Origin of the sequence: Aureibaculum flavum, assembly GCF_016406085.1 — a bacterium.
Lineage (GTDB): Bacteria > Bacteroidota > Bacteroidia > Flavobacteriales > Flavobacteriaceae > Aureibaculum > Aureibaculum flavum.
The window spans coordinates 466000-480072 of the sequence record NZ_JAEHFJ010000001.1 but is presented as its reverse complement, the minus strand read 5'-3'; the positions used below and the strand labels follow the sequence as shown (position 1 = coordinate 480072).

Below are 14073 nucleotides of genomic sequence, written 5' to 3'. Positions count from 1 at the left end.
GCTCTTAAGGTTAATTAAAACAATCGTTGATCAGCCACTTTACGCTTATCATATTTAATGTCGCTCAATACTGAAGATTTAATACCAATAAAGAAATAATAAGTAGTACTATTTCCAAAAGGTACCCAGTTAAAACTCATACGCCAACTGTCTAAGTCACGTTCAAAACTCAAGTTGGTATACGTAACTCCTCTATTTTTAAAATCGTACCCAGAAGAAAGTCCAACACTCCATTTTGGTGTTAATTCTACGTTACCTGAAAATTGAAGTGAGTTATTTGATATTTCATTTTGTCTAGTTGAATTGGAATACCCCACATTGTATCTTATACTTAAATTCCATGGCAGTGTAGCACCATAAAGTTTCGCTACTTTCGTTTTGCTCTCTTCTTGATCGTCTTTTACGTTTCTAGTGGTTATGTCACTTCCGAATAAACTATCCTCATCTCCTTTATTTCCTTTAGGGGGCTGTTTTGAATCCGTTTTTGAATCTTTTTTATTAAATATATCACTAGAGATAGAATAGCTGGCAGACATGTTTGCCTGAGTAAGTCTGAATAAACTTCCGTTATTATTTATATTATACGTGTTAATTCTTCTGTTACTAGCACTTAATGCATAAGGGTCTAATGTAGCACTGGCATTCAAACTTAATTTATTGTCCAATATGGTTGTCCCAGCTGTCATTCTAACGGGACTCCAGTTTAAAGAATCAGCGGCAATATTATAACTTGTAGAAAAATTTAAATTGTTTAATAATTTAATTTTTTCAGGTTCTGTAGCTGTGGAATCCTTTGACATCATTTTAGCTTCGAAAGTATTGTTAAGGCTAAGTCCGATACTACTTGATAATCCCCTAGAAGGTGAACCATAAATACCTCCATCAAAACGACTGTATTCTATAAAATCATCATCATCTTCACTTTGTTGTACTTCATCGTAAAAATTACTAAAGTCGGGACGGTAATTAAATGAAACGGAAGGACGCATTACATGACGAATTGCCTGTAATCTTCCTTTTTTAAAATTAAACATTCCGTAAAGGGTTGTAGAGGCTGAAACTCCAGCAGAGTACTCTCTAAACGCATCAAATTGGTTTACTGTGTCTTTTTCTATTTCATCTAATTCGGCATTATATCTTTGTTCTACCGTTTTTAAATACCAAACTTCATTATAATTTGCAGATGGCGAAAGTGTTATGTACTTAAGAGCTTTCATATTGGTACTAGCGGAAACAGTATGTTTTGCTCCAGAACGAGCATCTTTAAACATGTCAGATTTTAAAAACTGATCATCATCCGTAGAGATTCTATTTTGAGCATCAAAACTATAACTTAAACCAAGACTTTGAATAGGGTTTTTCTTTGCACCAGACTTAGGGGCAAAGGGGTAAATTCGGTCCATACCAATCTGTAATGAAGGCAAGGTCATATCAATTTTTTCTGTATTTGTATTTTGACTATGCGTCATGGCAACATTCATATTGAAGGGTGTGCCTACAAATTTTTTATAAAAATTTATCGAGGAATTAAATGTATTTGTAACTGTCTGACCAATGTTGTACTCATTTAATGATTCCCTAAAATATTGACTGCTACCTAAATTAACCGAAACGGAAAAACGAGAATTAGGAGAAGCTTGTTGAGACGGGCTATGTGACCAACGTAAATAAAAATTATTTCTCTTATTAAATGTACTAAACCCACGTTGTCCTGTTATTAAGTTTTCAAAACGTAAGTTAAAATTCCCTGAAAAACGATATCTGACTGCATAATTTGACTCAAATCGCATTCCCCAACTACCATTAGTGTATACATCACCTAAAACAGCAAGATCAACATAGTCATTAATGGCAAAATAATAACCACCATTTTGAAGAAAAAATCCTTGACTGCTATTTTCTCCATACGTAGGAATCAAAAAACCAGAAACAGATCGCTCTTTAGTCAATGGTACATAAAAGAAGGGTAATATAGCAGGAGTAGGAACATCTGCTAATTTTAACTGAGAAAGACCTCCTACAATTTTTTTACCCGGAACTAATTTAATGTTTCTAGTAATAATTTCGTAATCAGGTTTGTCTTTAGTTGACGTTGTAAAATGAGCTCTATCTAAATAAAAGACCGAGTCGTTTTCTCTTTTAGTAATTTCGCCTCTAACAATGACACCTTCTTGAACGGTTTTAGTGTTGTAAATAATTGCTTTCTCATTTTTAAAATTATAAATTAACGAGTCTTGTTCACTTTCCTGACCAGCTTGTTTAAATTGAGGCATTTGAGTGTACGCCCCCGTACTATCTACAATACCTTGGGCATACGCCAAGTTTTTTTCGTAATCAATTTTAATTATACCCGCTTTCAATTCTATATCTTGATAATAGATTTCGGCTTCATTGTATAAAGTGGCTGTCTTGTTTTCAAAATCATTTTTGATATAATCAGTTGCTTTTTTACGAATAGCATCATCTAGATATTCTTTGGGTTTAAAAGAATCTATTCTGGTTGTATCTATTGCTTTTAGGGAAGCCGCATCAGGAAGTTGAATAGTGTCGTTAAAAGAAAGGCCTTTTAAACCTATAATCGTATTTTTTACTGGTTCAAGAGAATCTCTCTTTTGGGTTGTGTTTTGAGCGTTTACAAATAGGCAACCTGTCCCTAAAAAAAGGAAAACAAAAACTATATACTTAAAATTTGATTGCAATGCTATAAATAGTATTTTTGTAAACGTTAAATTTGGCTTAGTTTTTGAAACTACAAACTTACATATATTTTTTAAGTGGAATAAGCTAAAGAATAGTTAATAATTAATAATTTTATGAATACTCCTTTGTTTAAAACAATAATTAAAAAGTTTTTTTTGTTGTCAATTACTTTTTTTCTTGTATTGCAAGCCAATTCTGTTTCTGCTCAAAAAAAGTTTAAAGTAGTTATCGATGCTGGGCATGGAGGTACAGATCCTGGGAATTTGGGGAATGGATATTTTGAAAAAGATATTGTCTTGAAAATAGCCTTAGAAGTAGGTAAGCTGTTAAAATCTGATGAAAGTTTTGAGGTTATCTACACGCGTGATGATGATACTTTTATCGAATTGAATCAACGAGGTAAGATAGCACAGAAATCAAAAGCAGATTTATTTGTTTCAATTCATTGTGATGCATTTGGTAAATCATCGGCCTATGGTGCAGGTACTTTTGTGTTGGGTTTACATGAGAATGATCGGAATTTTGAAATTGCAAAAAAAGAGAACTCTGTTATCTTGCTAGAAGATAATTATAAAGAAAATTATGATGGTTTTGATCCTAATGCACCAGAATCAGTAATCGGCTTAACATTAATGCAAGAGGAATTTTTAGATCAAAGTTTAGCATTAGCTAGTTTAATTCAAAACAACTTTACTGGCGATTTGAAACGAAAAGATAGACTGGTGAAGCAAGCTGGTTTTTTGGTATTGAGAAATACATTTATGCCAAGTGTCTTGGTGGAAACTGGATTTTTAACGAATAAGGCAGAAGGTGCATATTTAAATTCTAAAAAAGGGCAACAAGAAATGGCTACATCAATATTTAAAGCCATTAAATCATATAAAAAACAAATTGATGCCAATACAGTTGTTGAAGTGAAGCCAAAGGTGAAACCGAAAGTAGATGTAACTCCAAAAACAAGAATTGTTAAAGGTGTTGATTTTAAAGTGCAAATTTCATCAAGCACAAAAAAAGTAGCTACGGCATCGTATAACTTTAAAGGCTTGAAAGGTATAGAAAGAGTTAGAGTAGGGGCACATCATAAATATTATTATGGTATAACCTCTGATTACAATAAAGCAGTGGCTTTAAGAACAGAAGCAAAAGCGAAAGGATATAAAGGGGCATTTATTGTAGCCTTTAAAAATGAGAAAAAGATTTCAGTAAAGGATGCCTTAGCATCGAAGTAAAAATTGATGCTTAACTTTCTACTCACGGAAATAATTAGTAATATTGCTTCTTATTAAATAATTTATGGTTAAAATTTCTAGAGAATTAAAAACAGGAATAATTGCAGTGCTTACCATTGCACTTTTTGTTTGGGGGTTTAATTTTATAAAAGGAAATAATCTTTTTGAGAGTGGTAGAAAGTTTTATGTAGAATATGAAAATGTTCAAGGACTCTCAGTTTCGGCTCCAGTAACGATTAATGGTTTAAAGGTTGGTGTAGTTGATCGTATTTATTTTCATCCTGAAAAAGTAGGAGTACTTGTCGTTAATTTTTCTTTAGAGAATGATTTTGCATTTACTAAAAATAGTATTGCCGAAATTTATAGTCCCGACTTTATAAGTGGTAAATCCATAAAAATACTTCCTGCATTTGATGGTCGTAATGCTGTTTCTGGAGACACACTAAAAGGTAATATAGAGGCTGGTTTATTAGGAGCTGTAAATGATCAAATTGCACCATTACAGGCTAAAGTAGCCAGTTTTTTAACGAATACAGATACTTTGTTAGTAGGGTTTAATGCTATTTTTGACCAAAAAACACAAGCAAACTTAAGAGAAGCCATTGCTTCGTTAAGTACTACATTATCTACCTTTAAAACGGCTTCTAGATCTTTAGATTATATGTTGGCCGAAAACGGTAAAGTAGATTCTATTTTAACAAATGCCACCATGGCATCTCATAATTTGGTTAGTTTAACGGACTCGTTAAATGAGTCACAAATTAAAGAGACCGTTCAGAAATTACAAGGTACCATTGCTAAATTTAACGGTATTCTAACAAATATTGAAGATGGTAATGGTTCAATAGGTAAATTGCTTAAAGATGAAGGTTTGTATAATAATCTGGAGGCAGCCTCAAAAGAAATGGAAGAATTACTTTTTGAGCTAAAAGTTAACCCTAAAAGATTTGTTCATTTTTCATTATTTGGAAAAAAAGCAAAAGCTTATACACCTGAAGTTGAAGAAATTCAGCAATAAATTTTCGTTAATTTTATTCGCTTAAGACCGTAATTACACCTTTATCAACTATACTACCTGATGGCAACATAAAGTTGTTAAGACATGGTTAATAACTAATTGGGAGTAAACTACATATCGTAAATATTATTCATTAGTTTTACTATATGGTGAATACATGAGCAGTCAATACTTATAGTATTGATATTCAATATTTTAATCTTTAAATTTGATGTTGTGATATGTCAGTTTATTGAATTTTTGCACTTGTGTTTTTGACATTTTAAACCTAAAAATAGAAACATATATAACAACATTACTATCTAAGTGCAGTACTTACCTAACATACTTTTTGCCATTTTATTAATAATTGGTATTGGTTTTTTTGCTAAAAACGTAAGAAAATTAGTGCGTAATATTAAATTGGGCAAAGCTGTAGATAGAACTGATAATTCTAGTTTACGCCTAAAGAATATGATAAATATTGCTTTAGGGCAATCTAAAATGGTAAGACGCCCTATTGCAGGAATTCTTCACATCATAGTTTATGTAGGCTTTATCATTATAAATATTGAAGTTATAGAGATTATTATTGATGGTCTTTTTGGTACACACAGGGTTTTATCATTTTTAGGTGGCTTTTACGGAGTGTTAATTGGAACTTTTGAAATTCTTGCTCTATTAGTTTTAATTTCAGTTATTATTTTTTGGATTCGTAGAATGGTTATTCGTATTCCTAGATTTTGGAATAAAGAAATGAAAGGCTTCCCGAAAAATGATGCCTTATACATTTTGTATTTTGAAATAATTTTAATGACATTATTTTTAACTATGAATGCTGCTGATACTGCTTTTCAGCAAGCTAATTCAGGAAATGTTATCAGTCAGTTTATAGCACCCTTGTTTAGTGGTATTCACCCTGAAACATTACATGTTATTGAGAGAACTACTTGGTGGCTGCATATCGCCGGAATTTTAATTTTCTTGAATTACTTATACTATTCTAAGCATTTACATATTTTATTGGCTTTTCCTAATACCTATTATGCTAATTTGAATCCTTTAGGAGAATTTGATAACTTACAATCGGTAACAGATGAAGTTAAAATGATGCTAGACCCTAATGTAGATCCATTTGCAGCACCAGATGAAACTGAAAGTAATGATGATAGTATGCCAGAAAAATTTGGAGCTGAAGATGTTTTTGATTTAAATTGGGTCCAGTTATTAAATGCTTACACCTGTACGGAATGTGGTAGATGTACATCTGTATGCCCTGCTAATATAACAGGTAAGGAATTATCGCCTAGAGCGATTATGATGAAGACTAGAGATAGGTTAGAAGAAGTGGGTAAGAACATTGATACTAATGGTGAATTTAAGTTAGATGATAAAAATCTATTTACAACAATTTCTGATGAAGAAATTTGGGCATGTACCTCATGTAATGCCTGTGTAGAAGAGTGTCCTGTAAATATTGACCCGTTATCGATCATTATGGATATGCGAAGATTTCAGGTAATGGAAAAATCGGCTGCTCCTCAAGAATTGAATGTAATGATGACTAACATAGAAAATAATGCTGCCCCATGGCAGTATAATCAATTAGATAGATTAAATTGGAAAGATGAAAATTAGCGAATAGTAAATTCATTTTACCAAAACAACGAATCTGTGAAAATTAAAATTGACAGATTTATTAGATAAAAAATTAATCATTCAAGTCTTGGATGACGGGAAAAATTAAAAAATAAACTCTTACTTTACTAAGTATATATTATGCTTAGAATTTAAGACTTAGTAACTCTAAATAGTATATTATGAATGTACCTACCATGGCTGAACTGACAGCTCAAGGCATACAACCTGAAGTTTTATTTTGGGTGGGATGTGCAGGTAGTTTTGATGATAGAGCAAAAAAAATCACCAAAGCTTTTGTTAAAATTTTAAATAAGGCCGAGGTAAATTTTGCTGTATTAGGTACAGAAGAAGGTTGTACTGGAGATCCTGCAAAACGAGCAGGAAATGAATTTCTTTTCCAAATGCAAGCCATGACCAATATTGAGGTCATGAATGCCTATGAAATTAAAAAGGTAGTTACCGCTTGTCCCCATTGTTTTAATACCATAAAAAATGAGTATCCTCAATTAGGTGGTAAATATGAGGTAATGCATCATACTCAGTTTTTAAAATCATTGTTAGATGAAGGTAAGATAACAATTGAAGGAGGTTCTTATAAAGGAAAGCGAATTACTTTTCATGATCCTTGTTATTTGGGTAGAGCCAATGGTGTTTATGAAGCACCAAGAGAACTAATTCAAAAATTAGAAGTTGAATTGGTTGAGATGAAACGCTGTAAAAGTAATGGTTTATGTTGTGGAGCCGGTGGAGCCCAAATGTTTAAAGAACCTGAAAAAGGAACTAAAGATATTAATGTAGAACGTACGGAAGAAGCTTTAGAAATAAAACCTGATATTATCGCTACAGGTTGTCCGTTTTGTAATACAATGATGACAGATGGGATTAAGAGCAAGGAGAAAGAAAATGATATAGAAGTATTAGATATTGTAGAACTTATTGCAAATGCACAAGATCTATAATCTAAACCGAAACTAATTATGCCATATATTAAAGATAAAAACTTAGTGAATATTTATGAGGAGGTTGATAAAGCAAACCAAACCATAAATAAGTTAAATAACCTGCTCAAAGAAGAAGAGGAGAATAATTCTATACTAAGAAAACACAGAGTTATTTTAGGCTTATTTGGCTTATTAGCCTTAATCCTTTTTTTATGGTCTTTTTTACCAAAAACGAATGAATTCGATAATAAATATTTAATAAAAAATAATTTATCACTTATTAATAACGATACACTATATACCTTAAAAGAAGCAAAAAAAGCCGTAATTCAGGTTAAAGAAAATGCTCAAGGTATAGTGGGAGAAACAATAGTTTATAGTATCCAAATTGGTGCTTTTGCTAATTTTAAAGCAAAGTTATTTTCAGATGATCTAGCACATATGAAAGAGTTTGTTGATGGAGATTTAAACAAGTATGCTATTGGTAATTTTGTGAGTTACGCTGAAGCAATAGTCTTAAAAGAGGATTTAAAAAGATTAGGTTTTGCAGATTGTTTTATTATTGCACAATCTTATGGAGACCCTGTAAATATCAGAGAGGCCTTAGAGTTAAGTGAAGAAACTCAATATTTAAAATAGGTATTGATCCTTAGCAAAATTGTTAATTTTGGCATGCTTTAAGTGTATAGTCATAAGCTCAAATCTAAAATTCTTTTGAATCTTAAATTTCCATATTCTAATCATTAAACTTTTGAATACAAAATCTACAGCTTTTTTAAAAGCCGCTCGTTTACGAACATTACCTTTGTCACTTTCTGGAATCATTGTAGGGAGTTTCTTAGGGTACGCTCAGGGATATTTCGATTGGAAAATATGTCTTTTAGCATTAGTAACTACCATTGGATTTCAAGTATTATCAAATTTTGCCAATGATTATGGTGATGGAGTAAAAGGTACTGATAATTCAGATAGAAAAGGTCCGCAAAGAGCATTACAAAGTGGTATTATAACTCCGAAAGAGATGTTAAATGCCATTAAAATTACTGGAGTTATTACTTTTCTTATTGCTGTGATTTTGTTGTATTTCGCTTTTGGTAAAGATAATTTCTACTATTTTCTTTTATTTCTTCTTTTAGGTTTGGCAAGTATCGCAGCAGCGATAAAATATACAATGGGTAAAAAGGCTTATGGATATAGTGGCTTTGGAGATGTTTTTGTCTTTTTGTTTTTTGGTTTATTAAGCGTTGTAGGGAGCTATTTTTTATATGCTAAACAGGTGGAATGGTCCGTTTTTCTACCGGCAGTTTCTATTGGTTTGTTAAGTGTTGGCGTGTTAAATTTAAATAACCTTCGTGATCGCTTATCTGATACAATGGCAAATAAAAGAACATTAGTGGTTAAAATGGGAGAAAGATTGGCTAAGTATTATCATTATAGTTTGTTAATTGTCGCTTTTCTAACGGCATTATTTTACTCAGTTCTTCATTATAAATCACCGATACAATTTTTATTTGTAATTGCATTTATACCTATTTCCAATCATTTACTTACCGTATATCATAATAAAGATGCCACTAAACTAGATCCTGAGTTAAAGAAATTAGCCTTAAGTACTTTTTTATTCGCCATTCTTTTAGGATTGTCTCAAACTTTATGATAAAAGTCATTCTTTACGCATATCAAAAATATTATTTTTGTATCATTAGAGGAAGTAAGTGAAATTAATATATACATATCTTTTTATCTTTTTATACGTTGGAGCATTGATTAGGCCCATTGTTCCGGTAATTGACTATAATTTGAATTATGATTATATAGCCAAGGTATTGTGTATTAATAAAGACGAACCAGAGCTTAAATGTAATGGTAAATGTCATCTTGCCAAAGAAATAAAGAAAACACTTCCTAGTGATAATCAGGACAAACCATCAGGATTACCTGTAATTGATTTTGATAAATTTCCTATAACTTCTCATGAAAATGAGCATCATAAGCTAAATGCATTTCAATTTTCAAAAAAATTAAATTTCCATATAATAAAAACAGGCAAAACAAATAACTACATAAGCTCTGTTTTTCAACCTCCAGAGTTTTTAGTTTAAATAGTTACAATTATCCATTTCGTTTACAAACAATTTTTTACAGCATACTGAATCTTTTTTTAAGGATATTGTCTGTATTAGAATGGTGTATTGCTATATGATTTTTTTTAATTATAAAATCTCATAGGTAATAATCAGAGTAATTGATTAATAAAAGCTAAAACATAAACTAATGAAAACATATTTATTAATGATACTATTTTTGGTATCATCAACTAACACATTATGGTGTCAACAAACCATAATAACAGGAAAAGTAGTAGAAGCAATTACCAATAAAACTATTGAGAATGCCTCTATTCAAATCAAGAAATCAAATGAAATCGTAAATTCTGATAGTGGTGGAAATTTTACCATAAATGCTGCTATTGGTGATGTACTCATAATTCGGCATTTGAGTTTTGAATCAAAAGAGATTATTATTGAAACGAGCAAGTTGTCTATAGCTCTAGATGTAAAACATATAAATTTAGAGAATATAATAGTGGAGGCTGATGTTTTAAAAGATTTATCGCAATCTAAAGTTGTGGTGGATCATGTTAAAAGTACTACACAACCCAGAAATGTTAGTGACTTGTTTAGAGACATACCTGGCTTTGGTATTCAAAAAAGGGGAGCCTATGCTTCTGAACCATTTTTTAGAGCATTTAAATATGAACAATTGAATATTCAGCTTGATGGTGGTATGAAAATTTTAAATGCATGCCCAAATAGAATGGACCCGATTACTACGCATATTATTTCAGATGAAATTGAAAGAATTGAAGTAGTGAAAGGTCCTTATACGATGCGATTTGGTCCTAACTTTGGGGGGATAGTAAACTTAGTGTCTAGAAATCCAAATACCTTAGCAAATGGTATTCATGGGGATGTAGAAGCTGGTTATGAAACTAATGGAGATAATCTTTCTACAAGAGGAAGTATTAGCTATAAAACAGATCAATTCGATATTTCCTTAAATGGCGAGTATCGTGATTATGGCGATTACGAAGATGGTGAGGGTACCGTTGTTCCATCATCCTTTAAATCAACAGATTATTCCGTAAAATTAGGCTATAATCCAACAGAAAAGCAACGCATTCAATTAAGTTGGAGGCAGTCATTTGGTAGCGACATAAAACATGCTGGATTACCTATGGATTCTCCTTATGATGATAGCTTTTTAGCTGGATTAGATTATAAAGTTACGGATATATCAGACCTAATTAGTTCCTTTTCAGTTAAAGGGTTTTATTCTGAAGTAGATCATTTAATGACAAATGAAAATAGACCGAGTTATAAAGTGACGGAGGCAGCTTCAAACGTGTTTTCAACAACTTATGGGGGTAAAACAGAATTGGTATTAACACCAAATGATAATCTTTTTATTTATACAGGTTTAGATGCTAACCTTATTGGCAGAGAGGGAGATAGAGAAAGAATAGTTAAGATAATGAACGGAAATACCTTAGCAACTCCTAAACTATTTACTGATAAAATATGGCAAGATTCTAAATTGAATGATTTTGGTGTTTTTGTGGAGGGTAAGTATAGACTAACGAATCTTTTTACTTTAACAGCAGGATTGCGTTCCGATTTTGTAAATGCATCTATAAATGATGCGGAATTAGACTTTTTACAATTATATGGAGGTGAAATTGAGGATACTAATGAAACGAATATAAGTGGTACCGTTTCGCTGAAATATAAATCAGAAGATGCTCAAGTACAAATAGCCTTAGGGCGAGGAGTACGGACAGCTTCGATGATAGAACGTTTTGTTAATCATTTTAGCGTAGGTGTTGATCCCTATGAATACGTAGGAAATCCAAACTTAGATCCTGAAATTAATAATCAAATTGAAGTTTCTTTTAACAAGAGATTCGATCAAATTGAAGTTGGAGCAAACGTTTTCTATTCCTTAATAACGAACTATATTGTGCCTGTAGTAGATGAAAATATATCGCGTAAATTCATGCCTAGTGCTCAACCTACATTTGCAAAACGCTTTGTAAATATAGATAAGGCTTCCCAATCTGGATTTGAGTTTTATTTCAACTATGAGATTAATAAAGACTTAAAATTCACAACAGATATTTCTTATACATATGCTCAAAATGAAGAGTATGACGAGCCATTGCCTCAAATAACTCCGCTTACTGCTCATGCCGGTTTAGAGTACGAAAAGGAAAAATTCTGGACCCGTTTAAATTCCAGATTTGTTGCGGCTCAAAATAGAATATCAAAAAGTTTTATGGAAACTGCCTCTAACGACTTTGCCACTTTCGATTTTAGTATTGGTTTTGTACCGATAAAAAATTTAACAGTAGGAGCATCTGTTTTAAATATTTTTGATACAACATATTATGAACATCTGAATTTTTCATATCAAAATTCTGATTTGCTTTCAGGAAGAATATTTGAACCTGGTAGGAATTTTACAGTAAAAGTGAACTATAAATTTTAACTTTTTTATATAGTGAAACTGTGATTGGAAGTAATTTTAATCACAGTTTTTTTGTAAATTGCATTATCTCATATATATTCAAAATGAAAATCACGTATCTCGGACATGCTACTTTAAGCATTGAAACACAGGGAAAAACAATTATTGTTGACCCATTTATTACAGGTAATGAATTGGCTAAAAATATAGATATTAATACGTTAAAAGCGGATTATATCTTACTAACCCATGCCCATGGCGATCATATTTTAGATGTAGAAGCCATCGCAAAAAATACTGGTGCTAATATTATTTCAAATTTTGAAATTGTAAATCACTTCGAAGCTAAAGGGATTAAGGGACACCCTATGAATCACGGAGGTACTTGGCAATTCGATTTTGGAAAACTACATATGGTTAATGCCATTCATACAAGTTCTTTTCCTGATGGTAGTTATGGTGGTAATCCGGCCGGTTTTGTGCTGGAAACAGTAAACCATAAAGTTTATATCGCTGGAGATACCGCGTTAACCTATGATATGAAATTGATCCCAATGGTTATCGGAAAACTAGATTTAGCAATTTTACCTGTTGGTGATAATTTTACAATGGGTACAGAAAGTGCTATCGTTGCTTCTGATTTTGTGGAATGTGATAAAATTTTAGGTTGTCACTTCGATACTTTTGGTTATATAAAAATTGACCATAAAGTAGCTGTAAAAAAATTCGCTGATAAGGATAAAGAGTTGATTTTACTAGAAGTAGGTGCTGTTATCGAATTGTAAGAGCTCTATGCTAATTGTTTTGGGATTTAACTATTTTGAGATATGTAATGCAGTCTAAAATCTTATCGATGATTTCTCAATTTTTATGAGAAATTAGTACCCTCGCCAAGAATCGAACTTGGATCTAAAGTTTAGGAAACTTCTATTCTATCCATTGAACTACGAGGGCAATTGCCTTACAAAAATAGTATATATTTGTTGTTTTTAATACAGAAAATGAAGGCAAATTATAAAAAATATACGCTTAATTTTAAGCAAGCAAGCGGAACTTCTCGTGGTATTTTACATACTAAAGAAACCTATTTTTTATTCATAAATAAAGAGGACGAGCATGGAATAGGAGAGTGTGGACTTTTTAAAGGACTAAGTGCAGATGATAGACCAGATTATGAAGAAAAACTGCAATGGGTTTGTAATCATATAAATTTAGAAAAGGACACACTGTTAGAAGAATTATCTGAGTTTCCTTCCATTCAATTTGGATTAGAACAAGCGTTAAGCTCACTTCAAAATAAGAATAAATTCATGTTGTTTCCCTCGGAATTTACAAATGGTAACGATTCAATTGCTATTAATGGCTTAATTTGGATGGGTACTGCTCATTTTATGAAGCAACAAATTAAAGAAAAATTAGCGGCAGGATTCACTACGCTAAAATTAAAAATTGGAGCTATTGATTTTGATGCCGAAATAGAACTTTTAAAATCTATTCGAAAAGAGTTTAAAGCTTCTGATATCGAGTTGAGAGTTGATGCAAATGGAGCTTTTACACCTCAGAATGCATTAGAAAAGTTACAGAAATTATCAGATTTCGATTTACATTCCATTGAACAACCTATTAAAGCAGGGCAGTGGCAAGAAATGGCAACTTTGTGTGATAAAACACCTTTACCTATTGCATTAGATGAAGAGTTGATAGGCATATTTAACTCAGTAGAAAAACAAAATTTAATGGAAACGATTAAGCCTCAGTATATTATCTTAAAACCAAGCTTAGTTGGTGGTTTTCAAGGGAGTAAAGATTGGATTGAAATATCAAATCAACACAATGTGTTGTGGTGGATTACTTCTGCCCTAGAAAGTAATATAGGATTAAATGCGATAGCTCAGTTTACCTATAGCTTAAATACAACAATGCCTCAAGGGCTGGGCACTGGAGGCTTGTTTACCAACAATTTAAAATCGCCTTTAGAGGTTAACAATGGGCAACTACATTATAACCCTAATTTAAAATGGCAGTTTAGTTTTTAACT

The 14073-nt window shown here is 31.8% G+C and carries 11 protein-coding genes and 1 tRNA gene; 10 read left to right on the top strand and 2 right to left on the bottom strand.

Annotated elements, in window-relative coordinates; genetic code table 11:
- Nucleotides 1-14 precede the first annotated feature (14 nt).
- On the bottom strand, nt 15-2699 hold the full coding sequence (locus tag JBL43_RS02030) for a putative LPS assembly protein LptD (RefSeq protein ID WP_198839810.1): 2685 nt from the start codon (nt 2697-2699) through the stop codon (nt 15-17).
- A 114-nt stretch (nt 2700-2813) separates the two neighbouring features.
- Here JBL43_RS02030 and JBL43_RS02025 point away from each other — a divergent pair, with 114 nt between their 5' ends.
- From JBL43_RS02025 to JBL43_RS01985, 9 genes are all read left to right on the top strand, one after another.
- Nucleotides 2814-3929 (top strand): N-acetylmuramoyl-L-alanine amidase family protein, encoded by a 1116-nt coding sequence (locus JBL43_RS02025; protein ID WP_198839809.1) that lies wholly within the window; start codon nt 2814-2816, stop codon nt 3927-3929.
- A 64-nt stretch (nt 3930-3993) separates the two neighbouring features.
- Nucleotides 3994-4947 carry an MlaD family protein gene (locus JBL43_RS02020; RefSeq protein ID WP_198839808.1) on the top strand — a complete coding sequence of 318 codons (954 nt, stop codon included), beginning with the start codon at nt 3994-3996 and terminating at the stop codon, nt 4945-4947.
- A gap of 306 nt (nt 4948-5253) precedes the next feature.
- Nucleotides 5254-6564, top strand: a complete 1311-nt coding sequence (locus tag JBL43_RS02015) for a 4Fe-4S dicluster domain-containing protein (protein ID WP_198839807.1) — start codon at nt 5254-5256, stop codon at nt 6562-6564.
- Nucleotides 6565-6746: 182 nt separating this feature from the next.
- Entirely contained in the window at nt 6747-7526 is a 780-nt protein-coding gene (locus tag JBL43_RS02010; RefSeq protein WP_198839806.1) for a (Fe-S)-binding protein, read from the top strand.
- 18 nt (nt 7527-7544) lie between these two features.
- Entirely contained in the window at nt 7545-8147 is a 603-nt protein-coding gene (locus tag JBL43_RS02005; RefSeq protein WP_198839805.1) for an SPOR domain-containing protein, read from the top strand.
- A gap of 112 nt (nt 8148-8259) precedes the next feature.
- Nucleotides 8260-9165 carry a 1,4-dihydroxy-2-naphthoate octaprenyltransferase gene (menA, locus tag JBL43_RS02000; protein ID WP_198839804.1) on the top strand — a complete coding sequence of 302 codons (906 nt, stop codon included), beginning with the start codon at nt 8260-8262 and terminating at the stop codon, nt 9163-9165.
- Between the two features lie 58 nt (nt 9166-9223).
- Entirely contained in the window at nt 9224-9610 is a 387-nt protein-coding gene (locus tag JBL43_RS01995; protein ID WP_198839803.1) for a hypothetical protein, read from the top strand.
- A gap of 172 nt (nt 9611-9782) precedes the next feature.
- A complete protein-coding gene (locus JBL43_RS01990) occupies nt 9783-12056 on the top strand; it encodes a TonB-dependent receptor domain-containing protein (RefSeq protein WP_198839802.1) in 2274 nt (757 codons plus the stop codon).
- 83 nt (nt 12057-12139) lie between these two features.
- A complete protein-coding gene (locus JBL43_RS01985; RefSeq protein WP_198839801.1) occupies nt 12140-12820 on the top strand; it encodes a metal-dependent hydrolase in 681 nt (226 codons plus the stop codon).
- A gap of 97 nt (nt 12821-12917) precedes the next feature.
- On the opposite strand, the gene JBL43_RS01980 is transcribed toward JBL43_RS01985, so the two are convergent.
- Nucleotides 12918-12989, bottom strand: a tRNA-Arg gene (locus JBL43_RS01980).
- Between the two features lie 47 nt (nt 12990-13036).
- On the opposite strand from JBL43_RS01980, the gene JBL43_RS01975 reads away from it, so the two are divergent.
- A complete protein-coding gene (locus JBL43_RS01975; RefSeq protein WP_198839800.1) occupies nt 13037-14071 on the top strand; it encodes an o-succinylbenzoate synthase in 1035 nt (344 codons plus the stop codon).
- Nucleotides 14072-14073: the final 2 nt, after the last annotated feature.